The organism is Bdellovibrio sp. HCB2-146, from assembly GCF_047345725.1.
Classification (GTDB): Bacteria; Bdellovibrionota; Bdellovibrionia; order Bdellovibrionales; family Bdellovibrionaceae; genus Bdellovibrio.
In genome coordinates this window covers 794,628-820,191 of record NZ_JBLEQP010000002.1, presented here as the reverse complement: position 1 = coordinate 820,191, position 25,564 = coordinate 794,628, and the positions used below count along the sequence as shown (strand labels likewise).

The following is a 25,564-nucleotide window of genomic DNA, read 5'->3' as shown; positions in this document are numbered from 1 at the left end:
TGCCTCCTGACGGAGGCAAATGCGCGCCATCGTGGCGCCGACAAAGGCCCAATCCACCCACTGCTTGCCACTACAATCCATCACCAAACGTCTTCGGTTGGAAATCTTAATAGCTACATACAGTTTTTTGGTAACACGTCAGAGGGTGTGGTTGTAAGAAGCGCATTGTGCGCACAAGGTAGTGGGCGTGAGCCCCGATTATCGGCAACTCCAAAGTAATTTCTAAACATTGAGCTGGACTAAAAATACTTGGCGAAGTGTTCAGTACAGGCTTTCTCAAGGCTATCGATATGAGCCTGGTACTCATCTTCTAGGGGAAGGCTTCTCTGAAGTTCACCGGTGCGACGTAAGATATTCACTAGAGCTGATACAGCTTCATCAAAGCCATGCCTTTCGGATACGAAGATAAGTGCATCGCGAAGCTTTTCACCTGCTGCATATTTATCTCTACTTAGCTGCGAGAATCCCCAGTCTTGACCTCCCTTGATGTTATTCGAAATATTAGTTGTTAACATTTTTCGAATGTACTCTGGTCGATGGTTTTTCTCATTAAAATAGAGTCCTATAAACGGATCTTTTGAAATAGAGTATGCGAAAAAGTCAGCAAAAGCTTCGTGCACACCCGTATTCGGCTGAAGCCTCAGTGAACCGGTAAGATGATATAGTACAAGATGACCAATCTCGTGATAAATTACATTCTTTTGTAGCTGGGCCTGGTTCTTATCAGGAATTTGATAGGTGTATTGGATGCAGGGCGCCTGGTCCCCAGGGTCCCTCTCACAGGACGCAGAAAAATCTAAGGTTTTCTTGGAGTCATATTTTGTGTTGCAACTCGCTCGAAATTGAATTCTTACGTTTTTCAGGTTTACCGACTTTAGGCTCTGTTTTTGTTGAATGAAGTGAATCGCGTCTTTTACGTACTGATTTGTCTTTCCCTGATTATCAATCTTATACTGACTATCTTGTGCAAACTCATATTCCTTAATTTTAGAACAATTCTGCGCAATTTCGCCACTTTTCATGGGCTTAAACACAAAAGATGTCCTTAGACCTCGCTCTGAAGCTGCTTGCGCCCCGGTAGGATTCAGTCCTAACAATATAAAAACTAAAAGCCACATAATAACTTTCCTCCGAAAAAGGGCTTTACGCCTGCCAAAACTATAGACAGTTTCGGCTACGATATTGCTTCTTACACGTGCTAAAGATATCGATAGTTTATGATTTCAATATGAGTACCAAAAAATTTTATGAAGTTTGATAATCTAAAACCAAATGATTTTAATACAAGCGGCGATCAAAAATTCATTAGCTTTATGACGGGAAGCCAGCGCTGGGGTAGGGGTCGGTGGTGCAGCCGTCTCCTAGGATTGAGCAGTCCCAAGTTCTTGGTGGTTCTTCGGGCGGGGTGAGCTTTGAGGTGTAGTCGTCCATCGATGGCACTATTTGTGTTTCAATAACTTTGCAGCTTTCTGTTGGTTGCGCCCAAATGTTGAAGAGGTGGGTTTGGTTTTCGAATGAGATGAATTCGATGTTTTTGTTCACCGAAATGAAAGCTAAATTGTACGATTCTTGAGTGTTTAGGTTGATTATCTTCACAACCAGCGACGTTTTTGGATCTCTTACTAGGTGAAGATCATCTTGGGTCGCTTCAATAACCTGATTCACTGCGGATTCAAGGCATACAGATTCGCGGGGCTGCAGTTCTTTTGCATAAGAAACGGCTGATACAAAACTTAGAAGCAAACCGGTAACAATTCTTCTTACTGTCATGAGGGCCTCCTATTTGGCCAAGTTGTTTCTTGCGGAATATAGAGACGTCTTAAAATCTTTCAAGGCCAATCCAGTTTTGAAATAATGAAACTGCTGAACCGCCATTCAGCACTCTGTTTTCGGATAACATTGATTTTTGGGAACAATAGATTTAGGAAGCTCTCGTGGCTGATGATAGTGCATTCTACAGAACATATCTAAAAGAAGAACTCCAACGTAGGAAAGAGCGTAATTCGCGCTATTCTTTAAGAGCCTTCGCTAAGACCCTGTCGATTGATAACGGTCAGCTTTCTAAAATCATTTCTGGCAAAGCACTGTTATCTGTCGACCTTGCTGATAACATTTCAAAAAAATTAAAGCTGACGAGAGGATCGCTATAATTTTCTCGTTTCAGCAGCAGAAGAACAGAAGTGCCATTTACTCTATCTGGTCGATCCGCTGTTGACAGATTGCAGTTCCGAATCAGACGGATCCAGTTGCGGTAAGAAATCTAAAAAATAGAACGTATCCTCTTTTAAGGGATGCCCGTAAAAGGGGTCATTCACCATTAGTATTTCTAATAGTTTGATTAAATCAATTAATTGTACAGATATTGGGGATTTCAATATACGTCTCCTGTAGCTCTAACAAAGGAAGATGTATGAAAAAAAGTTTTGTAGCATTGGTGTTAGTTATCTCTCAACAATCGGCTATGGCAGAAACGTTGAAATGTACCGTTAATGGAGATGCAAAGAAGATTTTTACTGTCGCGGAGGATGTGCCTCAGGTGGGATTGGCGACTCTGAGTTGGGCATCGGGTGACTCCTCAGTCGTGACATTTTCGGAAAAGACGCATGGATGGGGATGTTACACATCTACAGAGAAGACTTATGCTCATTCTGACTTTAAGGTGAATATGAGCACCAAAGAAGGCTTGCTTGATACGAGATGCGGGGGGACTCCGGATGAATATTATGGATTAATTTCTGCTGTGAATCAGCCACGCATTAAGATTACTTGTACTGTTGAATAGTAGGCTAAAGGTCAGCCATCTTTGTTGTTCATGTACAAATGATTTAAAAAAGGCCGCTGGATTCAGCGGCCTTTTTTGTTTGAGCAATTAGTTTCGCGTTCTATAAACAATGAGTTCTGACGTCACATTTGAAGAAGAGCTTCCTACGCCCCCAATAATTAAGAGACCACGATCTCCCAATGGCGTTGCCGTAGCTCGATAGCGTGGGTAGTTCAACGAGCCGACCTTGTAGAGGCCTTCGGTATTTGGATCGAATATTTCAATATGGGCCGAAGCTGACTTAAAGCCTACTTGGAGATCCGTAAAGATCGTACCTTGTGTTTCGCCGCCGATAAGCATTACACGACCATCTTTAGTAAGCCATGCATTGATGGCGCCGCGGGCCTCGCTTAAGTTTTCTGCGACGGAATTGCTGCTTTCTTCCAGAGGATCAATTATTTCCAAAGCTCCGACAGGGGCTAAAGCAAGTCTTAATTCACCACCTTCCGTGCGTTTTTCCCATTTGTATCCACCGGCAATCAAGATTCGACCGTCTGCTAAAAGGGTGGCCGTATGAGATGAGCGTCCTACTTGCAATGGCTCCTCAAAACTTGTGAGCGTGCGGCTGTGCGGATCAAGAACCTCAATGATATCCGTCATACGTTGTCCTGCAAAACCACCTACGATCAGAACTCTACCGTCAGGCAGGGCTGTCGCTGTGTGCTCGGCGCGCGGAAGCATTAATGATGGAAAACTCTCAAAGCTGTTCGTGTTCGGATTGTAGATATCAACTGCTGCCGAAATATTTTTTGTTCGTACTGCAGAGCTTGAGATATCCGTATAGCCACCGACGATTAAAACTCGTCCATCATTCAAAAGTGTGGCTGTATGCTGCGAACGAACACTTTGCATGCGGTTATTGACCGGAACGGACTTTCTCGCGACGGGATCCAAGACTTCGGCCGAATCCGTGTGCCCACCAGTAATCAAGATTTTTCCATTTGCCAGGACAGTCATCTGGTGATCAGCACGTCCATAGAGCATATTGAAATTTAAAGGAGAGCATCCATCACGGCGACGAATCTCCGTACTTGATTTGTAAAGAGTGATGCCATCAGAGGAATATCCACCCGTGACCAAGACCTGATCATTGCCAATGCTGATAGCTTGGTGGCCCACTCGCGACTCACACTGATTTGAGTTCAAGCTTAAGTTGATCGAATTGCTGAAATCTAAAAGCTTACAACGGTTTTGATTTTCTAGAGGACACTTGATGTCTTTTGAATTTCCGCGGGCATCCAAAGATTTCAATTTGCGCAAACGACTCAAGGCCGAAACATCAGAGAGCTGATTGTTCTGCAAACTTAGAGTTTCCAGTTGCAATAGATCAGCCAGTGGTGTGACGTCTTCGATGATATTGTCATCCAGAACGAGCACTTTTAGATTCTTAAGTTCCGCTAATGGCGCGATCGATGCAATGGCTTTCTTGCTTAAGTTCAAACGTTCTAGTTTGCTAAGTTTAGCAAGAGGACGGAGGTCGTCGACTTTATAGATGTCGCTCGAAAGATCCAATTCTTTGATGGAGTTCAACTGATCATCATATTTAAAACATTTATCGCCTTTAAACTCACTCGCCGGAATCTGTAAAGCTGTCGTTAGATATTTCTCCAAGGCTTCGATAGTGGTGTTGATGCCAGGATCGGCGGTTCTCAAATCGCAGTATTGGATAAAGGATTCTGCCTCCGTTAACGCTTCAATATCCTTTTTACCTTTTTTATCAGGATGCTCAGCACCCACATACGTACGAACGGAGTCAAGCTCGAGCGTACATTTGTCGTAGCCCTCATCGAAACACTTCTGAATACCAACTGAGGCCCGCTTCATGTTTTTGTAAAAGGTATTTTGAAGAAGTTCCATCTCGTTTTTTTGACGAGGGGACAGACGAGGTGCCTTTCCGCTCCAAAGTTTATTCGCGTAAGACCAATGACCGTATTCTTCTTCGAATATATCACTGAGCATTTTGACTTCAGCCTCAAATGTGGCTTCGGTCGAAGCTTGCGGTGGAGTGGGAAATTGATCGCCGATGTAAGTAAAGGGACGAGTATAGAGGTTCACGACTGAGTAATTTGCTCCGTTTTTGATTTGCGAAGGGAAGTTGTCGCCATCTTGGGCGTTGGCATAAGCAATCACGTTGGCAAGAACATCCATGCAGGGCTTAATATCACCGAAACTGCACTCGATAACTCGACGGCTGTTGTTTTCACATTCAGGATCAATTTTTTGATCGTGATTGCGCGGGCAGAGTATCTTACCCATTTTCGCAGGGTCACCGCCGACTTGTAGAACCATCACATGGATTTGGGAGTTCGAAGAAAAGCTTTTGGAGCTGTTTTCTAGGGAGCTTTGCATGCTGTACATGGGAGAGTCGACGCCAAAGCGCGCCGTAAACAGATTGCGCTCAAACTTAGAGACGAAGGAAATACTGACGTTAACGAAAAGTCGTGCCGCCATATCGCGTGCATAGACGTACTCATCCCCGCAGTTTTCAAAAAAACGTCTTTGGTTATTAAGATAGCCTGCGATACCGGGACGTGCCTGAACGGGTGTATCGGCTTTATTCTCCAGATAGTCCCTGTAAAGATTTTCTGCGACATAGCTATATGAGATGCTATAGCCGTTAGATTTGGACTCGTTTAAAAACTCAGCGCCTGCTGTGGTCGTCGTCACCCCAGAGCGATAGCGTCCACCGATATCCATTCCCAGTTTCTTAGCAAGTGACTCCTGACTGATCTCTAGTTTGAGGTCCAATTTCCCGGAAGCAAGTTGCTGTGAGGAAGATGTGCCACCGACACAATCGCCACGGAACACACTTTTTCTTGAATCAAATCCGGCGCCCAGCGGTCGATAGTTTTGATTGTCCATGTTGACTGGAATTGTACTCTCGGCATGCGCCATCATCGAAGTCATCAGCAACAGTGAGAATGAAAAGCTAAGAATGTTTTTTATTGATAGTTCCATAAAGCACCTCATCTTAAAGATTGAAGGTAGGTTAAAGTTGGGGAGTGAGGATTCACAGCTGCGACTTTGCGAATTTCCAAAGATCCGATGGATTTATAAGTTCGAAAGAGATCATTTAAATCTCTTCGCAGCGAAGAATGAATAGGCATGCGCCCGTGGCTGACATCGATAAGAAGCGAATGAGTTTGTTGCAAAGCTTCTTGTTTGATCAAAGTATCTTTCGCCAAAAGAGCTGTGTGTAAAATCAAGAGGGCCTGCTGACTGCGCGCTCCACCGTTTGAGAGATCAATGCTTAAAAAGTTTTCGATCAGCAGACTTTGCTCGGCACCTTGCCGGGACTTTTTGACCAGAGTTAAAGTTTTTTCAAGCTCCACCTTATTGAGAGCAGATTGAGCTGTTGATGGTGCTCCCGTGACTCGAATGCTCACTGTCTGTTTTCGGACGATGACACAGGCCAAAGCGATTACTACAAATAAAATAGCAACGAGCTTTTTCATAAAGACACCTCATAGAGTTCCGATATTTGACTGGCACGTTGAAAGAATTTTTTCGCAGCAGGTGATTGCGTTAGAATCCATTGTTGTTTTGCAGTAAAGCCTGGTAACTTGCTCATCGCCAGAGCCATTTCAACACGGTCGCCGAAAAATTGTTCGCGCATTTTAGCGTTGCCCGCGATTTCAGGTGTCATCTCTTGACTTAAAATTTGCGCCGTCAATTTCAAATACGATCTTTGAACTTCAGGATCCGAAAACTTAAGACCTTCATAAACGGCATCCAAGAGTTGCATACGCTGCCTAAAGGCTGAAGGCTTCAGCATTGTTTGCTGTTTGAGACCAAAGAGGATGCTCTCTTGGGTATTTTTATCCAGCAAAGAAGCTTTTAAATCGCTTTTATCGGCGTCACTCAGAAAGACCTTTTGACTCAATAGTGAAATTGTTTGGAGCGGTGTTCGACTGACTTCGATTTTCGATTTCTCTGAGAGTACTACTTTTTCACCGACTGTAGAAGAAAGCGTTTTTGCCTCCAAAGGGGTGGCCTTGGTCACCGCGTTTTTCAAAGATACCTGATTTGAAGCCGTTTTTGTTTCAGATCCTCTATTCAAGAAAAGAGCAGCTATAACAGTCAAAGTCATGACAGGGGCGAACTTTTTCATAAAACATCCTTATAAGTTTTTTTAAATCTTGTGATTTGGTCTTTTACGAGGTCTTCGATATCTTCAGCGTCGATATCGTCATACTGCGAACTTTTGACTTGCACGAGCGCATTTAAAAGTTCGGCATTCGATAAAGAGTTCAAACTAGCAACACCTTTGTCTTCTAGATATTGCAAGAGATCCAAGGCGGCGCGGGTATCCAAAATACCGCCGCTGCGAACGGGTAGAAATTCATTAGATAGAGAAGCCCATCCTTTGCGGTAAGGAACACGTGCCGTCAAAAGAACTGCGGTGCGTACTTGCTCGGGTTTAAAGCTGGGGTGAACTTTCATGATGTTTGCAATCAGTCGGGCGGCGCGAGGAGCTGCATAAGATGTCGCTGCCTGTGAGTCGCTGCAAATTGCCGATTCAAATGTACATCCACTCTCTGCAATATCGACAGTTTGCTGACCGTACGTAGATGAATAAGACAGTCGATCCGATCCAGACGTTGAAGCGATAATTAAAGTGTTTGAACTGCGGAGGATTTGAGGACATGAAATCAGCGTGCCGGTTTGTAATTCACGTCCTGAATTTCCTGCTCCAATCGTCCAAAGAATTTGTTCTTTTGAGGCAGCAATGGTTTGAGCAACAGGGCTTTTCAGACATTCGGATTTTTCATACGGAAAAGCTACGGAAACCGATGCAACCAAGTGCTCTTTGGGAAGTAGTGAGAGTCGTGTTGCAAAGTCACCGTTCATAAGTGCAGCTGAAGAAAATGGAATGATAGCCCGCTGAAAGTTAAGGCTTGCAAGTCTTGAAACTTCATACGCATGACTCGGACTGCTGGTATAATCTTCGCCCCATTCACTCATGGTTTTCCCGTACAAGAAGGGTTTGTGATCTTGTGGACCAAACCAACCGTAATAAGATGTCGAATAAGGACCACGGACAGCAACCGAATCAGCTTGTGCATTGTAACCGTCTTCAAAAATGATCACGGGCTTGCCCACCGGAGTTCGGCTTTGTTTGAGGCCGCGTTCCAATTCACTGTGGTTTGCTAGTTGCGCTAATGGGGTGCCGTCGTTCGCGTAAAGATTGTATTCACCATTTTCTCTTAGGATATAGTGTGAAGGTTGGTTGCTAAAAAGAACGACTGAAACTTCGGTAAAGAAATTTGTTTTATTATAGATATTAATTTGATCGTTAATTGGGTTCCCGCCGGAATAAATTCGAGTGCGAGTCACTCTGTATTCAGAGTCATTGATCAGGACAGACTTCAACACACAGATTTCAGCACATCCCAGGTTAGAGAATGAGTAGATGGACTCAACAACAATTGAATTTTTAATAAGCCCCAAAGCTTGCTCCAAAATTTGCGATAGCTCGGGGGTTGACAGGTCTATACGTCGATGAGAAGGAAGGATTTGAAACATTTGATTGCGATCGATAACCGCATTGTAAACACCACCGTTTACATTCACACCTGCTAAATAAGTGTTTGGCATCCCGAAAGAAAGTGTTTCGATAAATGTCGAATCAAGTGCTTTTTGAATTCTTAAAAAGTCTTGTCCATCCCGGAACACCATCATATTCGACATACCTGGAAAAATGGGGGCTGAAAAACCGCGTAGCACTTCCGCGATTTCTGAATCAGCGAGACGGTTCCCTTTGGTTTTATCCGTTAGGTAGAAGTGGACACCTTTGGAAGGATCTTTAAAGATGACGGTGTTATTTTCTTGTAGTTCGCCCTTGAGACAGGAACCGCCGGCTTGGGCTGTGAAGAGTTGTTTGTTCGGGCAAGTGCAGGATAAATCGTCCTCGTTGAAATGAGCACCGGCATTCTCGCACGCCATGCGAACACAGCTGAAGGCATCGCCTTGAATCTGACAGTTCATACGTTGAGGTGTCACCGGAGCACCGTCGGCATGTCCAGTTCCAGCACCTTTTTCGTTACATCCTAAGAGCGCAAAAATAGCCAGGGCAAAAAATGTTTTTTTCACAGTCCACCTCACAAGGGAGGGAGCGAGGCAACCTCGCTCCCAAGTATTAAAGAACTTCTGCCGCGATTTCGCGGAGAATTTGACGGTTGAAGTTTGTTGCTTCGAGATCTTGATATTTTTTGTCGCCACTGATGTAGCCTTGAACGACATACAAGCTTTTCTTCAGCTCGTTTGTCTCAATAGTCATGTTGTGAAGTTTTCCGAAGTATTGTTGTTTCTCGATGGCGACGATCAAGTCTTTTTTGCCTTCGGCAGTCACCAATGAATCACCAACTTTGAGGTCTTCAGCTTGCGCCATTGTGTAGTCACCCTTGAGAAGGGGATGGTTCAAGGAAACTTTCACAGAGCCACCAGAAACTGTCTTGACCACGACAATCTCTTGGTTCGTGTCTGCGACATCTTTTGTGTAGCGTTTTACCGCCATCGGTTCCAGGCGAAGGGCCTCTGATGACTCCTGCGTTGGAACCAGAGTTTCATCAGCTGATTCAAGGTCCATGGTTGCGATGTCAACTGAACCCTGGCGAGTCGTGACGATTGAATCTGGAGTGACACAACCAGAAGTGCAAAGTCCGACAAAACGATAGCCCGCTGGTTTTACACAACTTGCCGCGTCTGCGGACGCAGGTGCCTCAGTTGGAGCGCGCCATGTTCCGTAATCCCATTGTGTTGTCTTGCCATCGCCTTTTGGAATTCCGTAGGTTGGATAAAGGCGACGGTTGTTGCCAGTCAGTTCATCGAACTCATTCCCCATCGGGAACATGGCATCGTACATTTCGAAGCTACAAACTTTCATCCATTCATTGCGTCCGCGAGCGGTGCCATTAATATTTCCTCCGGTCCACTGCGGAAGGCTGTCAGCAGCACAGCGAGCCGGATCAATTCGCAAAGCATAGCTCAGTTCTCCAGCCATCAAAATGCTGAGAGCGATAATAGATGCTTTCATAAAACGTCCTTTTTTGTTTATGGATCCGGTGATTCGGATCTCGGGCAGAGCAAAAAGCAAGGTAAAGGCCAGAGGCAGCGGACCTTAAAACGAAATAGAAAGGATCTGGCGTCTGAAGGCGGATTTTTTATCCGCAAGCGGAGAATCGAGTCCGTAGGTTGGGATTCATGGCGCGGGAGGGATAAACTGGCTCAAGCTGAGACGTAGACATTAAAATGATTCCGCTCACTTTAGGTCCACGAAAGTCCTGCCGATAAGTTCTACAGAATATACAACAAATAACCTTTTTGTACGTAGGCGGTTTTGGTTATGAGTTACACAGAAGGAGGCTTCGTCCTCCGTCAAATACTTGCGTCATCAGTCGTGTTGGGACCTCTTTTGCTGCTGATAGGATTGTTTTTCTATCTGTATCGGCAAGATCGGAAGACGGTCGTCTTTTATATTTCGGCGGGGTTTTTATTAACTCTGCTCGGGGCGGCTTGTCTGTATTCCGAATTCAAGGAAGAAGAGCCGCGCCGGCAGGAAGAGATGGCGACTAAATAAGTCTGGAACTATTCAGTTTTGATATTCGTCCAAATATCGTCATAGAGTTTGCTCTTATCACCCAGATCATGGATGCGCTCCAATTTTTTGAGCACAGACTCCTCTGGGAAGAGAGCTTTATTGTTTTGCAAATCTTTTGGCAAAAGATCGCGGGTTGCTTTGAGCACAGGTCCGCCGAAAATCACTTTTACTTTTTGCAGGTCGGCTTCTTGGCTGAGCAAGAAGTTGATCAGTTTGTGAGCGGCTTCGCTGTGTTTCGCGCCTTTGATAATAACTAAATTGTCGATCGCGATTGTTGCGCCCTCTGGTGGTAAAATGTATTCGATTTTACCAGGAGCTTTGGCGGCCGCTTGCAGCGCATCTGACGAGTAGGTTTGAGCAGCAGCGACTTCTTTGTTGCTGAGGATATCAATTGTATCTGAAGAAAACATTTTCAAGTTTTTCTTTGCCGCTAAAAGTGTGGCTTTTGCTTTCGCAAGTTCGGCGGGGTCTGTCGTGTTGACGCTATAACCGTGCATTTTCAAGGCAGCCGCCATTGTCTCGCGAACATCGTCAAGTAAAGCAATTTTGCCTTTGAGTTGATCGTTGGCAAGAAGGTCTTTCCATGCGCTCATTGGGCCTTTGTAAAGCTCGCGATGAACGGCAATCCCACTCGTTGTCCAGATATAGGGAACTGAGAATCTATTTTCTGGGTCGAAGCTTTGTTTGAGGAATTGATCTGCGACAAGGCTTTTGTTGGGAATCAAATTGGCATTTAGTGGTTCCAAAAGATTCAACTTGGTCATCACATCGACCATGTAGTCGGAAGGAACGGCGACATCAATTCCAGATGAGCCCATTTGAACTTTGGCAAGAAGCTCTTCATTTGAAGAGTAGTTGGAGATTTGGATTTTAATTCCTGTTTCTTTTTCGAACTTATCTTGCAATTCGGGAGTCAGGTAGTTGCCCCAAATCGACAAGTTGACGACTTTGCTGTCGGCACTTTCTTGTGTCTTTTTAGTACAGCCAATGAGAAGTCCACAAAGTACCAGTCCGGTGATCAATATTCTCGACATTTTTTGAATTCCTTCTTATTGTTGAGTGGATGCTTGAACTTCTGAATATCGGGAAAAGTTTTTCCAGTCAAACAGCGTTACGAGGTGTGAACCTCTCGATCTCAGAGGGAGAGTTTTTCTCTTTGTTGGGGCCGAGTGGTTGTGGAAAAACGACCTTGTTGCGCATCATCGCGGGTCTTGAGCAAGCAACTGACGGTCAGATTCTTCTAAACGGGGAACGCGTCGATCATCTTCCGGCGCAAAAGCGTCCTTTCAATATGGTTTTTCAAAAGTATGCTCTCTTTCCGCACATGACGGTGGAAGAAAATATCGCCTATGGTCTGAAGATCAAGGGATGGGACAAGCTTGCTATCGAAGCCAAGGTGGCAGAGGTTTTGGCTCTTGTGGGAATGGGAGAGTTTGCGGACCGCAGACCTGAAACTCTTTCCGGGGGGCAGGCTCAGCGGATCGCCGTGGCCCGTGCTTTGGTAAATGAACCTAAAGTTCTTCTTTTGGATGAGCCTTTGTCAGCCTTGGATCAAAAAATGCGGGAACACATGCAAAAAGAACTCCGAGCTTTGCAGCGCAAACTCGGTTTGACCTTTATTTGTGTGACCCATGATCAAGAAGAAGCCTTGGCGATTTCCGACCGTATCGGCTTGATGAACAACGGAGTTTTGGAGCAGGTTGGATCACCACGCGACATTTACGAGAATCCAGAAAGTATCTTTGCAGCTCAATTTTTAGGCAATACGACTTTGCTTAAAGGGGAGTTGGTTGAAGTCAGTTCGGATCTTGCCACCATTCGGTTGGGCGATGGCAGTTTAGTTCGCGGTAAGTACCAGATCCCTCCAGAGCAGTTGCAAATCGGAATGAGCATCGAGGCCTATGTTCGTAAGGCGATGCTGATGGAGCCTGGAAGCAAATGAGGTTGCGCTCGCTGCTAGCAGTTCCCACTCTGATCTGGTTTCTTCTCTTTATTCTGATTCCATTGGTAATAGTGATGGGAGTGAGCTTTGCCACGCGTGGGGCCTACGGTAGCTTATTGTGGCAGTTTAATCTTGATAATTACTCCCAAGTTTTCTCAACGACTTATTTTGGAATCTTCATCGAAAGCTTGAAGATGGCTTTAGCAACGACTTTAAGTTGTCTGGTGCTCGGAGTGCTTATTACTTGGGCGATTGCAACGTCCTCGCCGAAGTGGAGATCTTTTTATATTCTGGCATTGGCTTTGCCATTTTTGACGAACTTAGTAATTCGCCTCTATGCGATCCGGGTTTTTGTGGGCTTTGACGGTCCTCTTCAGCAAATGCTCAGCGTGTTGCAAATTCCTTTTGATCCGTTCGCTTTGTCGCAAAATAAGGTTCTCGTTTATTACGGGATGGTGACGACTTACCTGCCTTTTATGGTTCTTCCCTTGTATGGGGCTTTTGAGAAATTTGATTTCTCGTTGGTTGAGGCGGCCCAGGATTTAGGAGCAGACTCTTGGCGTATTTTATGGACGGTGATAGTTCCAAACCTCAAAAAAGCGCTGTGGAGTGGAGCGATTTTGGTATTCATTCCTTCATTAGGTGAGTATGTGATCCCGGATCTTTTGGGCGGGGCTAAAACCATGCTTTACGGAAATTTGATTACCGAGCAATTTTTGAAAGCTCGTAATTGGCCTTTAGGTTCTGCCTTGGCTGTGACCATGATGTTGGTTTTAGTGGTGCTGGCGATGTTGAGTCTTCGTAAGGAGAAAAAACATGGCCGTTGAGCGAAATCGTCCGAAGTCGCCTTGGGTGACAAAAGCCCTTTTGGTTATTGTTTTGGTTTTGCTTTATTTACCGATTGCAGTGATGTTGGGCGGAGCCGTCACAGAGAAAATCGACGGTCAGGTGAGTTTAACACTTCGTTGGCTCGGGGAGGTCTTTTCTGACCCTCAACTCATGGGGGCCTTGCAGAATAGTTTAGTCGTTGCTGTTGCGACAAGCCTTTTGGCGACGAGCCTGGGGACCTTGGGGGCTTTGGCTTTACATTCATCGTCTCGGAAAATGAAACTGGCAATGAATTCTTTGTCGCTGGTGTCTTTGATTTTTCCAGAAATTGTTTTTGCATTGTCGTTGTTAAGTTTGTTTTTCATTTTGAGGTTCGAGCTGGGGCTGGTCACCGTCGTCATTGCGCATGTGAGTTTTTCAATTTCCTATGTGATGATGACGGTCAATGCTCGACTGGCCAGCCTAGATCCGGCGATTGAAGACGCGGCTCGTGATTTAGGTGCCAGTGAGTGGGTGATTATTCGAACCGTAGTTCTGCCACTTTTAAAACCTGCGATAGCGGGTGGTTTTATTTTAAGTTTCTTGCTGTCCTTTGATGATTTTCTCATCACGTATTTCGTGAACGGAGTGGGACGCGATACTTTGCCGGTGAAACTTTATACTGCTATGAAAATGGGGATCAGTCCAAAGCTCAATGCGCTTTCGAGCGTGATGTTTTTGATCACCGTTGTCGCTTTGATTTTCTTCTTCCGTTCCTCAGCTTTCCGTGTTCTCTTGGAAGGGCAGCGGAGGAATGATGGAGAAAAGGATCGATAAAAAAGTTCTCAGTTGGGCCCTTTACGATTTCGGTAACTCGGCTTTTTCAACAACTGTGATGGCCGGTTTTTTTCCCATCTTTTTTAAATCATTTTGGAGTCATGGCACGGAAGCAGTTGTTTCGACGGCGCGCCTAGGTTCTGCGATTTCGATTTCAAGTTTGATCATTGCTCTTGTCAGTCCCACTTTGGGCGTCGTTGCAGACCTTAAGGGATTTAAAAAAACATTCTGTCTTCTTTTTACTCTGATTGGTGCCGGTGCTTGCGCGGTTTTGGGTTTTATTCCTCTTGGTGATTGGTGGAGTGCGATTCTGGCCTATGGAATTGCGACGATGGCTTTTAATGCGGGAACTGTTTTTTATGAATCGTTACTGCCGTTTGTAACAAAAGAAAGAAACCTGGATTACGTCTCATCGCTCGGTTACGCGATGGGGTACTTAGGCGGCGGTATTTTATTTTTGATCAATGTGTTGATGCATTTGTTTCCGGCGGCCTTTGGCTTAAAAGACGGAGTGGTCGCGGTTCAAGTTTCTTTTGTGACCGTGGCTGTTTGGTGGGTTCTTTTTTCGTTTCCGTTGGCGAGAAATGTTCCAGAACCAGCAGTTCAAATGAACAAAGACAATGCTTGGAAATTGACTGTTCGAAGTCTTCAGACGCTTAAAGGCACTCTTAAAGAACTCGTGCATGAAAAGAATTTGCTCCTCTTTATTATCGCCTATTGGTTGTATATTGACGGCGTTTATACGGTGATGGCGATGGCTGTGGATTTCGGTTTGGCTATTGACCTCCAGTCGAAAGATTTGATTGTGGCACTTTTGATCACACAATTTATCGGTTTTCCATGTGCATATTATTTCGGAACAGTGACGAAACGTTGGGGCGCGCGGAAGCCGATTTTGTTTTGTATTTTGATTTATTCAGTTAGCGTGATTTTAGCAACGCAGATGTCACAGGCCTGGCACTTCTTCGCTTTAGCCATCATGATCGGAATGGTTCAAGGAGGAGTGCAGTCACTTAGCCGCTCGATGTTCGCAAAAATGATCCCACCGGCAATGAGCGGGGAGTACTTCGGTCTTTTCAATTTGGTAGGACGTTTTGCTGCGATTTTGGGTCCGTCTTTAGTGGGCTTCGGAGCATTGCTCACGGGAAGCTCACGCATGGGAATGTTAGGTCTCATCGCTTTATTTATCTGTGGCGGAACTCTGCTTTGGAAAGTCAAAGAACCCGTCAGAACATAGGTGTGAATTTACTGTTGGGTTGAGTCTTTGGTATTGTCAGCTTGTTCTTGTTGGTCGGCGATGATTTGTTTGGCTTTTTTTCCGGTAATTCCGAGCCACTCGGGTAAAAAGACGGCAATAGCCACAAAGACCATCGTTACGAATACAAAGAAAAATGCCATACCTAAAATTAAACCCATAGTGCCTCTAAAAGTGTGAATCTTTTCTAGTATAGAACAGGCTCTCTTGGAAAGTAAAATTTAGTATTGGACTTTGACCCCATAAAACGTGATAACCCTCCGATATGACTTACAATCCTCGCGATCACTACTTCCGAAAAGCTAAACAAGAAAACTTCGCCGCGCGCTCGGTTTTTAAGCTCGAAGAGATCGATAAGAAATTTAAAATGTTTAAACCAGGTCAGACAGTTTTGGACCTGGGTGCCTCTCCAGGGTCTTGGTCTCAATATGCTTCGCAAAAAGTAGGAGCTAAAGGCCGAGTTTTAGGTGTGGATTTAAGTCCGGTGACGGTGAAAATGGAGAATGCTGTTTTCATTCAAGCCGATCTACGTGATTTGAATTTGGAAGAGATCTTTGTTCAGCATGGTTTCCAACCACCGTTTGATTTGGTGCTTTCAGATATGGCGCCAAAAACAACGGGTATACGCATGACCGATCAAGCTCGCAGTATGGAGCTTTGCGAGTTGGCTTTAGATGTGGCTCGTCGTTTCTTGAAAAAAGATGGTCACTTTGTGTGCAAACTTTTTCACAGTGATGACTTCTCTAAACTGCGTGAAGAGATTAAAAAGAGCTTTAACAAGTTTGAAGCGGTAAAACCTGATTCCACCCGTAAGATCTCCAAAGAAATTTTCTTGGTTGGTTTGGGCAAGAAATGATCAATATTGTTTTTGAGAATGAGCACTTCGTTCTCTGCAATAAGCCGAGCGGTGTGCTCTCAACTCCAAGTCGTCAAAAAGATGACCGCCTCTGCCTAGGAACTGAACTTCAATCTCAGTTAGGCGTTCAGATTTTTCCCGTTCACCGTTTGGATTTTGAAGTTTCAGGTCTGGTTCTGTATGCAAAGAACGCTGAAGCTCACCGTGTATCGAACATTTGTTTTGAAAATCGTTGGGTCGAAAAAACTTATCGGGCGTTGACCACTCCGCAAGACTTCTCGCATATTCCTGCTAATATCGTAAACCCTCGTCAAAAAATTGAATTGTCAGAGGGGCAAACTTTCGCTTGGAAGTCGCGAATCCTAAGAGGAAAAAAGCGTGCCTTTGAAAGTCCTCAAGGTAAAGACAGCCTCACAGAAGCTTGTTATTTGGGAAAAACGACAGATGGATTTTTACGTTGGGATCTTCATCCGGTAACGGGGAGATCTCATCAATTGCGCTTTGATCTCTCTCGCCATGGCTTCCCCATTTTAGGTGATGAGCTCTATGGCTCGAAAGAGAACTTGAGTAAAAACACTATTGCCTTATGCTCATTTGGTATTAAGTTTCTCGATTCTGCAGAGAGAAAATTAAAAGTTTTCGGACTTCCCTCATATTTTAAAATTGCTGTTGATGAAAGTGCGTGGCGCACTCTTCGTCATGTATGAGTTCACATTTAAAATATATTTGCCACGAAACATGCTTTGGTTCTTAATGAGGTTAATGAACAACTCTCATACTCCTCAGTACAGACAAGAAGTTGGTGAAGTGATGGATTATATCCGTCACATTTTTAAAGCTCTCCGAGTTGCCTCCAGTCAGTTTGAAAAAACGACGGGACTCAGCGCCGCTCAGATTTTCGTTCTTAAATCTTTAAAACCAGAACCGGGCTTGTCGATCAACGACTTGGCAGAACGAACAGTCACGCATCAGAGTTCAGTTTCGGTTGTGGTGAAAAAGTTAGAAGAGCAAGGTCTTGTGCGCAGAGAAACTTCAAACCAAGATTCGCGCAAAGTTGTCGTGTTCTTGACTGAAAGTGGAGTGCAAAAGCTGGGACAAATCCCGCCGACAGGTCAAGAAGAGATGATCAATGCTCTTCAAAAAATGCCCGACATGAAAACTCAAGAGCTTGCCAAGCTTATGCGTGAATTTGTGGGACAAGCAGGGATCACAGTCAGTGGACCTGCGCCAATGTTTGACGAGAAATAGTTTCTAAAAAGTGACCTGAAGATCACGTGTTAAATTTCTCGTTTGATCTGATCTAGATAAGTTTTAATAAAAGAAATTCGATGTTCGCCTTCGGCTTTTGCTGAAGGCGTATTCATATGATCGACAAGCTTAAAGAGCTTGATATAAAAGTGATCGAGTCCAAAGTTTTTATCATCAAGGTCACGGCTTTCTGCCCATGGGTCTTCTTCTGAATAAAAAGGTCTCTTCATCAGAGTGGTCGTTGCAAAACACCGAGCAATTCCGATTGCTCCTAAACTATCCAAACGGTCGGCATCTTGAACAATCTTGGCCTCTAATGTTTCGGGTTTAATTCCCGCACTAAAGCTATGAGCTTCGATGGCGTGACGGATGCCTTCGAAATATTCTTTCGGATAGTGAACACTCTGCAGATATTCAAGTGCGGCTTCGGCAGAAATCTTGGAAGCGATTGAACGACGAGGGTCATCTTTTTTGATGTTAACAAAATCGTGAAAGAACGCCGCTGGCATGATGATATTCCAGTTGGCGTTTTCTTGTTCGCAAAGATGTTTCGCCATTTGGACAACACGGAGGATATGCAAATAATCATGTGACGGATCGCTATGTGGATACAGCACACGCGCTTTCTCGGAAAAGAGATGATACCACTTGTCTTGTTTAATCGGATGAATTTCCATGGCCTGCAAGATTACTCAGCCTCCGGAAGGTCAATCAAGGATAAATCATATGGAGGTGGCTCCCAGAGCTCGACTTTGTTTCCTTCTGGATCATAAACCCAGCCAAATCTTCCGTATTCCCCCTCTTCAAGATGGTCGTCGATTTTTGCACCTTTATTGGCAAGGCTTGTCATGAATTGGGCCAGGTTTTCAACTTGAAAGTTCAGCATGCAAGGGGAGTGAGGAGAAAGATAAGACGTATTGGTCGGAACAAAACTTACTACCGTATACTCTGGCATTAAGCGATCCGTCGGCACAATGAACGCACCTTCTGGCGTTCGTTCTAAACCCAGATGCTCGGAATACCATGAATAGAGTTTTTCGGGATCATTCGCTTTAACGAAAACTCCGCCAAGACCTTTTACTTTCATGGACTTATTATCGCGCCCCTTAAGAGCCCCAGCAAGGGCTCCTAGAGCCTCTGCTAAAAGTCATTGTTTGAATGCGTAACGAGTTGTGAGTATTTTCTTAAGCTCTTCAGCCTGAATATTTCCGTGATTTTGTGCGAGCCATCTTGCTGCTTGGCCACTGACCCAGGCTGTCGCTTGCGATGTTCCACTCATCAACCCATATTTACCGCCAGGTAAAGCTGAGTAAATATTTTTTCCCGGAGCAATGACATCTACGCTGCGCGAGCCAAAGTTGCTACTCGCCAGTTTCCGTTTTTGTTGGTCCATGGCGGCCACAGAGAGCACGTTGGCAAGACGGTAGCCAGCGGGATAAAACCCCATGAGATCTGTATTGCGACCTTCGTTTCCGGCAGCTGCGATAAAAAGAATTCCCTTTCGTTGGGCATCTCGAATCGCCGCCTCTTCCATGAGGCTTCTCTCGTCTCCTCCTCCTGAGTAATTAATAATGTCGGCGCCCATCTCCGTGGCGTAGCGGATAGCCTTCACCGTATTTAGAAGATTCTCCTGCCCACTTTTTTGTGGATCGTAATATTTTAAAATCATAAAGCGGACTTTGTGATTGCGTGCTTGCTGCTGAATAATCCCAGCGACATGCGTGCCATGACCGAGGGAATCCGAGAGGTCATGATTGTTAGAAACAAAGTTCCATCCATGGAGATCCCCGGCATATCCATTGCCATCGTTATCGCGTTCGTTATCTTTTTCTTTCGGATTCTTCCAGAGGTGATCTCGAATCAAAGGATGCTCGATATCAACACCTGTATCAATGATCGCAACAACGATGTCGCGATCTTCTTGCGCATCTGTGGCAATTGAAAGAGAGAGAAGAATAAATAGAGCGAGAAAAAATAAATTCGTCTTCATGCTCTCTCCCTTAAGCAAAGGAAGAGCCAGCTTGTGCGCCCGCTGTATTTGATTTCGGGTGTTAGCAAGCCCGAGGTGTTTAAAATATTCGAAACAGCGTAAATTCGAGATCGCCTGTCTAAGCTTTTATTGACAGCAGCCTCTGCTAGACACTGGGGTGTGAGTATGACAGGGGTGTTGCGAACTTAACAGACAGGGGATTTTTTGAAGATCTCATTTTGAGACGGAGGCTTTTTAAGCCCCTCAAGTGAATGAAGGGCTTATTTGATCTATGGGACTAAGCTACTTTTTTAATCGGAGTGGGGCCAGCAACTGTGTACTTGTTGCGACCTGTTTGTTTGGATTGATAAAGGGCCGCATCGGCACGTTTGTACCAAGAGTCAGCTGATTCACCTGGTTGAATGGGCGCGATACCGAAAGACGCCGTAAAGCGAATTTCAATTTTGTCTTGTACAAAGACTTCTTTACGAATCGCTGCCATACAGTGTTCAACCATTTTAATCGCAGAAGCTTCGTCACAGCCCGGAAGAATCACGCCGAACTCCTCACCACCGAGGCGGGCAATGAAGTCTTCTTTACGCGCAAAGCTTTCTTCAAGAATACGCACGCATTCTTTCAAAACAAAGTCGCCAATATCGTGCCCGTAGGCATCGTTGATCTTTTTGAAAAAGTCGATGTCCAACAGAACCAGAGTGATTGGATCTTTATCAAGGTCATGCAATTGCAGGTAGCGCTTGATTTGCTCGTCATAACTTTTGCGGTTATGTGCTCCAGTCAAGTGATCGCGACGCATGGTTTGATTGGCTTCCATGAGCTGCTTTTTCACTGTTGTGAGATTCTTTTTAATGCTGTCCATTCGTTTTGAACGGCGCTCGTTATTCTTGGTTTGATTCTCAAGATAGAAATTAATGAACTGGCGAGATTTAGCGCGCAGATCTTCAATTGAATTAGAATCGACGGCCTCACGCAGTTCCTCGAGTGACTGACTCATATCAGCCATAGCAGATTCTTCAACCTGAGCTTCCTCATTTAAGTGATCGGCAAATTCCCAAATGATGCGCTTGAAATCATCAAAGGTGTTTTGCACGTAAGAGTACTCATCAATGCGATAGCTTGAAAAGAATTGACGGAAACGGAACAGTGCCTTCTCAATTTCTTCACTGTCGGGGCGCACGAGATCTTTAGCGAAGGCATCGAGCTTGTCGCGCACTTTGCGCACGGAATGGTTTTGCACCTCGAAAAGGTGCTTGTTGTAGGTATCAATAATATAGAGAAGGGTGGCGCGGTCTTCGCTGAGCTGAGGAGCTGCATCTGATGCTGTTTTTGAGGCGGAGTTTCCCCAATCCACATCCAATTGATCAACCAGCTTTTTCATCCACTGTTTCAAGCTTAACCTCCTGATATGTCACCTTTCTTTTTCGGAAATCTACAGAGGTTTTTGAGTGCTTTCTTGTGCAACCCGGACCTTTCGTCAAGTTCGTGGACGGAAAGCAACAAATTGTATTTGCGCACTTTGTAAGTTCACCTCTCAAGTCTCACTTTGAAACAATTTAAAATCAAAATTGCATACGGGGAGGTATTCCATGGCAACAAGCGCGCAAATTCGAGGGCCTGACTTGACCGCGGGAATTCATGAAGATCTCTTACGCGAAGGTGAGGTTCTGCTGGGTCATGTGGGTGAGGAAAATGTTATGCTCACTCGACAAGGACAAGAGATTTATGCGATTGGTGCCGTGTGCTCTCATTATGGCGGTCCTTTGCAAGAGGGTACGATCGAAGGAACAGACGTACACTGTCCTTGGCATCACTCTGTTTTTAGTTTACGTACCGGCGAAGCTCTGAAGCCTCCTGCTCTAAATCCAGTTTCCTGTTTTCGCACTGAAGTGCGTGAAAATATGATTTATGTGACTGAAAAAATCGCCTTTGTTCCTCCACGTCGCAAAGGGACCGAGACCCAGCAATTTCTTATTATCGGATCGGGTGCCGCTGGCGTTTCGGCAGCCGTGACTTTACGCCGACAGGGTTTTTTAGGAAGTGTGACCATTGTTTCAGAAGACAAGTTCTTACCTTATGACAGACCAAATCTTTCAAAAGATTATTTAGCGGGAAACGCACCCGAAGAATGGATTCCACTTTGGTCTAAAGAGTTCTATGAACAGAATCATATTCGCTTTGAGCTGAGCACACGCGCAGAGAAAATCGACGCCACCAAAAAACAAGTTCATCTATCTAATGGAAAAACTCTGCATTACGATAAGTGCTTGCTCGCGACAGGTGGTAAGCCGATCAAACCGCCCATTCCCGGAATTGAAAAAGATCATGTGTATATGTTGAGATCTCTTCAAGACTGCCGCCGCATTATTGCGCGCACTTCTTGGGCGAGTCGGGTGCTTATCATTGGTGCGGGGTTTATTGGTTTAGAAGCTGCCGCTTCGCTGCGTGCGCGCAACATGGATGTTTTGGTCGTGGCACCAGAAGAAATGCCATTGATGAAGGTTTTAGGAGTTCACGTCGGTAGCTTTCTTAAAAAAATCCACGAAGAGCACGGCGTGGAGTTTCACCTCGGGCACACTGTCAAAGAAATCCGTGATCGCAGTGTTGTTCTAGATAGCAAAGTCGCTTTAGACTGTGACTTTGTTATTGTTGGAACAGGTATTAAGCCGGACACCGATCTTGCCGAACAGGCGGGATGTGAAATCGACAACGGCGTTTTAGTAAACGAGTATCTTGAAACCACCGTGCCTGACATATTTGCCGCTGGAGACATCGCTCGCTGGCCAGATCCTCACGCGAAACGCCGTATTCGGGTCGAGCACTGGGAAGTGGCCGAGCGCCACGGTCAAGTGGCAGCTCTGAATATGTTGGGCGATCATGTGCATTTTCAAGATGTGCCGTTCTTCTGGACACAACACTACGATGTGAGTTTAGGCTATATCGGTTTTTCTGATAGCTTTGATCGAATGGACGTCATGGGCAGTATTGAAAAGCGTGATTTTGCCGTTGCCTTTTATGAAGACACCGAAGTAGCTGCCTTGTTAACCGTGGGCCGAGATCGAGAAAGTCTCTTGGTGGAGGAAGCCTTGGCACATTTTGATCAAAAGCGGGTGCATCAGATTCTGTCTGATTATGAATCAAGAATCTAGGAGTGAAGGTGTCCGCCAGTCCTCAACGAGAAGAGTGGCATGCAAGCGTCCACTACGGGTAAGAGCTGTTGCAGATTTGATTCTGTAGGCAAACTGACGAGCACTTCCATCGCTAATTTCTTGAGCCCTTTCAAACGGATGGTTAAAGCGCAGTGTTTTGGCTTGCGGGCAGATCAAATTTTGACGAGAAACTTCAGAAAGTATATGCAGATCTTGACGACTTCGTTTCCAAAGTTGCCACCAAGGACGACAAGAAATTTCCTCGAGCGTGAAAGAGCAGTTATCAAAAAACGCAACGCTGCGGAAAATTTGAAACTGATCGAAATTATAAATTTGAATATAAGTTTCTTCGCGAACTGTATCGAAAAGTTCTTCATTCGGAAAAAATCCAAGGGCCACCAAAAAGCGCCATACCATACGGGTGGAGTTGATATTTTCCTCGTGCACAACGCCATCTTCTAACGCTAGACAATAAGCCTTTAGGCTCTTAAGTACTTCCTTTTGCTGGGATGGTGTTAAAGAGCAAAAAAGCGGTAAAGATTCATGCCGATACGGCATCACTTTATAGCCCGCAAGTGAAAGAAGACTTCCCAAAAAGTTTAACTGAGAAGCAAATTCCTCAGTTTCCGGCAGATGTGTTTCAAGCATGGGATAGGTTTTACATTCTCATAAACAAAAAAAATAGAATCAAATTTAGAATGAATGAAACGTAATGAGAGGAAAATATTCCATTTCTTAAGTGCAATGATGTTGAGTGAATTTAAATAGAAAGGTTGGTAATTTTTGGAGCGCCAGACAGATCCTGAAAAAAAGGACCTGTGCTAAGAAAAGACACTCCTGTAGATATTTTAAAAACTCTGAATTGGATATTGCGGATCAATTTTACGAACAACCTTCATGCGATCCACAGCAGCTGTAAATTCTTGTTTGCTCTCGGCGCGAACGACCACATACGTGCGAGCCTTTTCATCCAAGGCCGAAAAATAAGTTCTGTTTTTGAGCGTAATCAAACTCAGCATATTTTTTTTGAGGAAGGGAACTCCCGCGATCAGCTGCTCAAGGCTTTTCAACTCAGCGGTGTTGAATACCACAAAAAGTGTTCCTTGATCGTCAGTGGCTGACTGAATTGTTTGTGGATGATCAATGGGTGAGCTTCCGGTATACCCCGAGATGTCAAAGCGGGAGCGGAACAGATCTCGGGCCTCGGAGCTCTTAATAAAGCTTCCACCATGGATAAATGTCAGGTGTTGGAACTGATCTTGATAGAGATAAATGGCTTCCGGAAACTTCTTACCGAAATTGAGAATACTTTGCTCGACAAAGTTTCGATCCATGCTGCGACCTTGAGTCAGATATTCGACTGTCAACGGATAGATCTGCTTAGCATAACCATCAATTGTCGTGTCGTTATACCAAAACTCGTTCTTTACACCTTTGTTCAAGGTCGTTTCGACCCAGCCGTTACCAATCGACGTCGCAACAGCTTCGTTAAACCATTTGTAAGCACTGTCACGGTAAAGAGACTTGGATTCAGTAAAGTAGCTTGAGAGGTTTTTCATATACTCTGCGCTTTGCGAATCGTAAAGAGAATGGCAGATCTCGTGAAAGATCACGGCCAAGCTGTGGATGGCATCGGATTTTTTCATTCCCATCATCACACCGTGGTCTTCAACAGTTCCGACTGAATGCGAATTGGCAGAATTCTTAAACCCTTCAATCCAAGGAATCGGATAAAGTCCTACAGTGAATGGCAGCTCCTCGGGCCAGTTGGCGCGATAAAACAAGGCCACTTTTCCGAACATGGCATTGAGGTTTACTTCGGCCGCAAGTTTTTCTAGCTCAGTTTTGTGTTTGAGGAGTTCAGCGGAGCTTTTATCCCAAATAAGATCTTTGTAAGCAGGCTCAAATTTTTTAAGGATGCTAAAAAATTGATCGTGCACCTTTAGTGGCAAAAGACCCAAGGTTCTTTGACTGAGGTCCGCAAGATCTTTCGCGAATACGGCTTGGGTTAAAATCAAATCTGAAACCGGTCGAGCCGGGTAGCGACCTGGAATAAGATATTCGGTGGGGACGGTGACTGGATTTTCTAAGTTTTTCTGCAAGCCTTTATAAAGGGCGATTTGGTTCTGCAAGTCGGCCTTGTTATAGGCGCTCTTTTCAAAAATTTCTTTTAAGCCTGGAGATTGATGAGGCTGTCCGGTGACGGCTTGGACGAAATTAAAAAGTCCGTGCACTCGGCTGACTCGATATTCGATTTTTACTTCTGCATGAGCCGGAAGTGTCAGAACGACTAAGAAGAAAAAACACAGGATGTTTTTCATTAGCGACCTCATCTGTTTTGGCGTGCTCTTAGGATAAAAAGAAGGTCGGAACTAAACAACAAAAGATCAGGTGTCTCTCGATCATACGATAGTCCAGTCTGTCTATTCATGAGGGTCAAGCTCTGGAAAAAAATAAAAGGGCCTGGTTTTACCAAGCCCTTTTATCTGAAATTTTTGAATTAAAAACTAATCTTGAAAATCGGCTGGATTGTTCCAGTCGTCAGCGGCGAATTTAAGGTCGCCACTCACGAAGATATGGCCCACGATGCTGCCAGCCCCACATTCGGCGTAAATCTCGCTCGGTTCTTTGCTGTCGTCTGCCTCTTCATCATATTCACATGAATCTGTGAACCAAGCTTCTTGGCTGAACGTGACGTAATAAGCCGCCAATTCACCTTTTGAATTGTAAAGAGCGCTTACGGCATCGATCACAAGTTCTGCTTTCCAGTTTAATTGGTACGGTCCTTCAAGAACTGTATCTACCCATACATCTGAACTGTCTTTGACATAAGTTTGGATAGCTTGCAGTTGAGCTTTGGAGAGGTCTTTGAGCTCCATTTCAACTTCATCCATGCTGTTGCCGTAAGATTCAACAAACGCACGGAATGCTTCTTCAGATTTGTATTTTACGATCGAAGCTTGTGCTGAAAAAGAAAGAGTCAAAGCAGTAAAGAACAAGAAAACGGATTTCATCATGAGACCTCATAGTTAAGTAGATGAAGAGGTTATAGTCGATATGTGGGA

General features: G+C 44.8%; 27 protein-coding genes. 11 read left to right on the top strand and 16 right to left on the bottom strand.

The window, feature by feature from the left end; genetic code table 11:
- Positions 1-239: 239 nt before the first annotated feature.
- Positions 240-1,118, bottom strand: a complete 879-nt coding sequence (locus ACLWOR_RS14850; protein WP_413941556.1) for a hypothetical protein — start codon at positions 1,116-1,118, stop codon at positions 240-242.
- 193 nt (positions 1,119-1,311) lie between these two features.
- Positions 1,312-1,770 (bottom strand): hypothetical protein, encoded by a 459-nt coding sequence (locus ACLWOR_RS14845; RefSeq protein WP_413941555.1) that lies wholly within the window; start codon positions 1,768-1,770, stop codon positions 1,312-1,314.
- 164 nt (positions 1,771-1,934) lie between these two features.
- Here ACLWOR_RS14845 and ACLWOR_RS14840 point away from each other — a divergent pair, with 164 nt between their 5' ends.
- The gene (locus ACLWOR_RS14840) at positions 1,935-2,150 is read left to right on the top strand and encodes a helix-turn-helix domain-containing protein (protein WP_413941554.1); all 216 of its coding nucleotides are present in this window, start codon (positions 1,935-1,937) and stop codon (positions 2,148-2,150) included.
- Between the two features lie 260 nt (positions 2,151-2,410).
- Positions 2,411-2,782 (top strand): hypothetical protein, encoded by a 372-nt coding sequence (locus tag ACLWOR_RS14835; protein WP_413941553.1) that lies wholly within the window; start codon positions 2,411-2,413, stop codon positions 2,780-2,782.
- Between the two features lie 87 nt (positions 2,783-2,869).
- Here the strand turns inward: ACLWOR_RS14835 and ACLWOR_RS14830 are convergent, their stop codons facing one another.
- Genes ACLWOR_RS14830 through ACLWOR_RS14810 form a run of 5 tightly spaced genes read right to left on the bottom strand, consistent with a single transcriptional unit; the run spans position 2,870 to position 9,857 of the window.
- On the bottom strand, positions 2,870-5,779 hold the full coding sequence (locus ACLWOR_RS14830; RefSeq protein ID WP_413941552.1) for a leucine-rich repeat domain-containing protein: 2,910 nt from the start codon (positions 5,777-5,779) through the stop codon (positions 2,870-2,872).
- A gap of 8 nt (positions 5,780-5,787) precedes the next feature.
- Positions 5,788-6,276 carry a hypothetical protein gene (locus ACLWOR_RS14825; RefSeq protein ID WP_413941551.1) on the bottom strand — a complete coding sequence of 163 codons (489 nt, stop codon included), beginning with the start codon at positions 6,274-6,276 and terminating at the stop codon, positions 5,788-5,790.
- Positions 6,273-6,932, bottom strand: a complete 660-nt coding sequence (locus ACLWOR_RS14820; protein WP_413941549.1) for a hypothetical protein — start codon at positions 6,930-6,932, stop codon at positions 6,273-6,275. The genes ACLWOR_RS14825 and ACLWOR_RS14820 overlap by 4 nt, the downstream gene beginning before the upstream one ends.
- Entirely contained in the window at positions 6,929-8,914 is a 1,986-nt protein-coding gene (locus ACLWOR_RS14815) for a S8 family serine peptidase (RefSeq protein WP_413941548.1), read from the bottom strand. The genes ACLWOR_RS14820 and ACLWOR_RS14815 overlap by 4 nt, the downstream gene beginning before the upstream one ends.
- A gap of 46 nt (positions 8,915-8,960) precedes the next feature.
- Positions 8,961-9,857 (bottom strand): Hint domain-containing protein, encoded by an 897-nt coding sequence (locus tag ACLWOR_RS14810; protein WP_413941547.1) that lies wholly within the window; start codon positions 9,855-9,857, stop codon positions 8,961-8,963.
- Between the two features lie 309 nt (positions 9,858-10,166).
- Between ACLWOR_RS14810 and ACLWOR_RS14805 the strand changes: the two genes are divergently transcribed.
- On the top strand, positions 10,167-10,400 hold the full coding sequence (locus ACLWOR_RS14805; protein WP_413941546.1) for a hypothetical protein: 234 nt from the start codon (positions 10,167-10,169) through the stop codon (positions 10,398-10,400).
- Between the two features lie 8 nt (positions 10,401-10,408).
- Here the strand turns inward: ACLWOR_RS14805 and ACLWOR_RS14800 are convergent, their stop codons facing one another.
- Positions 10,409-11,455 carry a spermidine/putrescine ABC transporter substrate-binding protein gene (locus tag ACLWOR_RS14800; RefSeq protein WP_413941545.1) on the bottom strand — a complete coding sequence of 349 codons (1,047 nt, stop codon included), beginning with the start codon at positions 11,453-11,455 and terminating at the stop codon, positions 10,409-10,411.
- Between the two features lie 29 nt (positions 11,456-11,484).
- Between ACLWOR_RS14800 and ACLWOR_RS14795 the strand changes: the two genes are divergently transcribed.
- The 4 genes from ACLWOR_RS14795 to ACLWOR_RS14780 are packed head-to-tail and all read left to right on the top strand — an operon-like array spanning position 11,485 to position 15,244.
- Complete coding sequence (locus tag ACLWOR_RS14795) at positions 11,485-12,363, top strand: ABC transporter ATP-binding protein (RefSeq protein ID WP_413941544.1); 879 nt, start codon at positions 11,485-11,487, stop codon at positions 12,361-12,363.
- Positions 12,360-13,190, top strand: coding sequence for an ABC transporter permease (locus ACLWOR_RS14790; RefSeq protein WP_413941543.1), 831 nt, complete (start codon positions 12,360-12,362; stop codon positions 13,188-13,190). The genes ACLWOR_RS14795 and ACLWOR_RS14790 overlap by 4 nt, the downstream gene beginning before the upstream one ends.
- Positions 13,180-14,007, top strand: coding sequence for an ABC transporter permease (locus ACLWOR_RS14785; RefSeq protein WP_413941542.1), 828 nt, complete (start codon positions 13,180-13,182; stop codon positions 14,005-14,007). The genes ACLWOR_RS14790 and ACLWOR_RS14785 overlap by 11 nt, the downstream gene beginning before the upstream one ends.
- A complete protein-coding gene (locus ACLWOR_RS14780; RefSeq protein WP_413941541.1) occupies positions 13,988-15,244 on the top strand; it encodes an MFS transporter in 1,257 nt (418 codons plus the stop codon). Before ACLWOR_RS14785 ends, ACLWOR_RS14780 begins: the two co-directional genes overlap by 20 nt.
- Positions 15,245-15,252: 8 nt before the next feature.
- Here ACLWOR_RS14780 and ACLWOR_RS14775 read toward each other — a convergent pair whose 3' ends face one another.
- Positions 15,253-15,423, bottom strand: coding sequence for a hypothetical protein (locus ACLWOR_RS14775; protein WP_413941540.1), 171 nt, complete (start codon positions 15,421-15,423; stop codon positions 15,253-15,255).
- A gap of 104 nt (positions 15,424-15,527) precedes the next feature.
- Here ACLWOR_RS14775 and ACLWOR_RS14770 point away from each other — a divergent pair, with 104 nt between their 5' ends.
- From ACLWOR_RS14770 to ACLWOR_RS14760, 3 genes are read left to right on the top strand one after another with little or no spacing between them, the layout of a single operon-like run.
- The gene (locus ACLWOR_RS14770; protein WP_413941539.1) at positions 15,528-16,118 is read left to right on the top strand and encodes an RlmE family RNA methyltransferase; all 591 of its coding nucleotides are present in this window, start codon (positions 15,528-15,530) and stop codon (positions 16,116-16,118) included.
- Positions 16,115-16,825 (top strand): pseudouridine synthase, encoded by a 711-nt coding sequence (locus tag ACLWOR_RS14765; RefSeq protein ID WP_413941538.1) that lies wholly within the window; start codon positions 16,115-16,117, stop codon positions 16,823-16,825. Before ACLWOR_RS14770 ends, ACLWOR_RS14765 begins: the two co-directional genes overlap by 4 nt.
- 55 nt (positions 16,826-16,880) lie before the next feature.
- The gene (locus tag ACLWOR_RS14760; protein ID WP_413941537.1) at positions 16,881-17,366 is read left to right on the top strand and encodes a MarR family winged helix-turn-helix transcriptional regulator; all 486 of its coding nucleotides are present in this window, start codon (positions 16,881-16,883) and stop codon (positions 17,364-17,366) included.
- Positions 17,367-17,395: 29 nt separating this feature from the next.
- Here the strand turns inward: ACLWOR_RS14760 and ACLWOR_RS14755 are convergent, their stop codons facing one another.
- From ACLWOR_RS14755 to ACLWOR_RS14740, 4 genes are all read right to left on the bottom strand, one after another.
- Positions 17,396-18,043 (bottom strand): HD domain-containing protein, encoded by a 648-nt coding sequence (locus ACLWOR_RS14755; protein WP_413941536.1) that lies wholly within the window; start codon positions 18,041-18,043, stop codon positions 17,396-17,398.
- Between the two features lie 11 nt (positions 18,044-18,054).
- Positions 18,055-18,453, bottom strand: a complete 399-nt coding sequence (locus ACLWOR_RS14750) for a VOC family protein (RefSeq protein WP_413941535.1) — start codon at positions 18,451-18,453, stop codon at positions 18,055-18,057.
- A 60-nt stretch (positions 18,454-18,513) separates the two neighbouring features.
- Positions 18,514-19,356 carry a S8 family peptidase gene (locus ACLWOR_RS14745; protein ID WP_413941534.1) on the bottom strand — a complete coding sequence of 281 codons (843 nt, stop codon included), beginning with the start codon at positions 19,354-19,356 and terminating at the stop codon, positions 18,514-18,516.
- A 277-nt stretch (positions 19,357-19,633) separates the two neighbouring features.
- A complete protein-coding gene (locus ACLWOR_RS14740; RefSeq protein WP_413941533.1) occupies positions 19,634-20,743 on the bottom strand; it encodes a GGDEF domain-containing protein in 1,110 nt (369 codons plus the stop codon).
- Positions 20,744-20,939: 196 nt separating this feature from the next.
- On the opposite strand from ACLWOR_RS14740, the gene ACLWOR_RS14735 reads away from it, so the two are divergent.
- Positions 20,940-22,499 carry an FAD-dependent oxidoreductase gene (locus ACLWOR_RS14735; protein WP_413941532.1) on the top strand — a complete coding sequence of 520 codons (1,560 nt, stop codon included), beginning with the start codon at positions 20,940-20,942 and terminating at the stop codon, positions 22,497-22,499.
- Here the strand turns inward: ACLWOR_RS14735 and ACLWOR_RS14730 are convergent.
- The 3 genes from ACLWOR_RS14730 to ACLWOR_RS14720 form a co-directional block, all read right to left on the bottom strand.
- A complete protein-coding gene (locus ACLWOR_RS14730) occupies positions 22,488-23,147 on the bottom strand; it encodes a hypothetical protein (RefSeq protein WP_413941531.1) in 660 nt (219 codons plus the stop codon). The genes ACLWOR_RS14735 and ACLWOR_RS14730 overlap by 12 nt on opposite strands.
- A 200-nt stretch (positions 23,148-23,347) precedes the next feature.
- Positions 23,348-24,820, bottom strand: coding sequence for a hypothetical protein (locus tag ACLWOR_RS14725; protein ID WP_413941530.1), 1,473 nt, complete (start codon positions 24,818-24,820; stop codon positions 23,348-23,350).
- A 186-nt stretch (positions 24,821-25,006) separates the two neighbouring features.
- Complete coding sequence (locus ACLWOR_RS14720) at positions 25,007-25,516, bottom strand: hypothetical protein (protein WP_413941529.1); 510 nt, start codon at positions 25,514-25,516, stop codon at positions 25,007-25,009.
- Positions 25,517-25,564: the final 48 nt, after the last annotated feature.

Excerpts from the sequence above, each read along its gene's own strand:
- ACLWOR_RS14850 (WP_413941556.1), bottom strand. The coding sequence starts at position 1,118 with ATGTGGCTTTTAGTTTTTATATTGTTAGGACTGAATCCTACCGGGGCG.
- ACLWOR_RS14845 (WP_413941555.1), bottom strand. The coding sequence starts at position 1,770 with ATGACAGTAAGAAGAATTGTTACCGGTTTGCTTCTAAGTTTTGTATCA.
- ACLWOR_RS14835 (WP_413941553.1), top strand. The coding sequence starts at position 2,411 with ATGAAAAAAAGTTTTGTAGCATTGGTGTTAGTTATCTCTCAACAATCG.
- ACLWOR_RS14830 (WP_413941552.1), bottom strand. The coding sequence starts at position 5,779 with ATGGAACTATCAATAAAAAACATTCTTAGCTTTTCATTCTCACTGTTG.
- ACLWOR_RS14825 (WP_413941551.1), bottom strand. The coding sequence starts at position 6,276 with ATGAAAAAGCTCGTTGCTATTTTATTTGTAGTAATCGCTTTGGCCTGT.
- ACLWOR_RS14820 (WP_413941549.1), bottom strand. The coding sequence starts at position 6,932 with ATGAAAAAGTTCGCCCCTGTCATGACTTTGACTGTTATAGCTGCTCTT.
- ACLWOR_RS14810 (WP_413941547.1), bottom strand. The coding sequence starts at position 9,857 with ATGAAAGCATCTATTATCGCTCTCAGCATTTTGATGGCTGGAGAACTG.
- ACLWOR_RS14805 (WP_413941546.1), top strand. The coding sequence starts at position 10,167 with ATGAGTTACACAGAAGGAGGCTTCGTCCTCCGTCAAATACTTGCGTCA.
- ACLWOR_RS14800 (WP_413941545.1), bottom strand. The coding sequence starts at position 11,455 with ATGTCGAGAATATTGATCACCGGACTGGTACTTTGTGGACTTCTCATT.
- ACLWOR_RS14795 (WP_413941544.1), top strand. The coding sequence starts at position 11,485 with ATGCTTGAACTTCTGAATATCGGGAAAAGTTTTTCCAGTCAAACAGCG.
- ACLWOR_RS14790 (WP_413941543.1), top strand. The coding sequence starts at position 12,360 with ATGAGGTTGCGCTCGCTGCTAGCAGTTCCCACTCTGATCTGGTTTCTT.
- ACLWOR_RS14785 (WP_413941542.1), top strand. The coding sequence starts at position 13,180 with ATGGCCGTTGAGCGAAATCGTCCGAAGTCGCCTTGGGTGACAAAAGCC.
- ACLWOR_RS14780 (WP_413941541.1), top strand. The coding sequence starts at position 13,988 with ATGGAGAAAAGGATCGATAAAAAAGTTCTCAGTTGGGCCCTTTACGAT.
- ACLWOR_RS14775 (WP_413941540.1), bottom strand. The coding sequence starts at position 15,423 with ATGGGTTTAATTTTAGGTATGGCATTTTTCTTTGTATTCGTAACGATG.
- ACLWOR_RS14770 (WP_413941539.1), top strand. The coding sequence starts at position 15,528 with ATGACTTACAATCCTCGCGATCACTACTTCCGAAAAGCTAAACAAGAA.
- ACLWOR_RS14765 (WP_413941538.1), top strand. The coding sequence starts at position 16,115 with ATGATCAATATTGTTTTTGAGAATGAGCACTTCGTTCTCTGCAATAAG.
- ACLWOR_RS14760 (WP_413941537.1), top strand. The coding sequence starts at position 16,881 with ATGAACAACTCTCATACTCCTCAGTACAGACAAGAAGTTGGTGAAGTG.
- ACLWOR_RS14755 (WP_413941536.1), bottom strand. The coding sequence starts at position 18,043 with ATGGAAATTCATCCGATTAAACAAGACAAGTGGTATCATCTCTTTTCC.
- ACLWOR_RS14750 (WP_413941535.1), bottom strand. The coding sequence starts at position 18,453 with ATGAAAGTAAAAGGTCTTGGCGGAGTTTTCGTTAAAGCGAATGATCCC.
- ACLWOR_RS14745 (WP_413941534.1), bottom strand. The coding sequence starts at position 19,356 with ATGAAGACGAATTTATTTTTTCTCGCTCTATTTATTCTTCTCTCTCTT.
- ACLWOR_RS14735 (WP_413941532.1), top strand. The coding sequence starts at position 20,940 with ATGGCAACAAGCGCGCAAATTCGAGGGCCTGACTTGACCGCGGGAATT.
- ACLWOR_RS14730 (WP_413941531.1), bottom strand. The coding sequence starts at position 23,147 with ATGCTTGAAACACATCTGCCGGAAACTGAGGAATTTGCTTCTCAGTTA.
- ACLWOR_RS14725 (WP_413941530.1), bottom strand. The coding sequence starts at position 24,820 with ATGAAAAACATCCTGTGTTTTTTCTTCTTAGTCGTTCTGACACTTCCG.
- ACLWOR_RS14720 (WP_413941529.1), bottom strand. The coding sequence starts at position 25,516 with ATGATGAAATCCGTTTTCTTGTTCTTTACTGCTTTGACTCTTTCTTTT.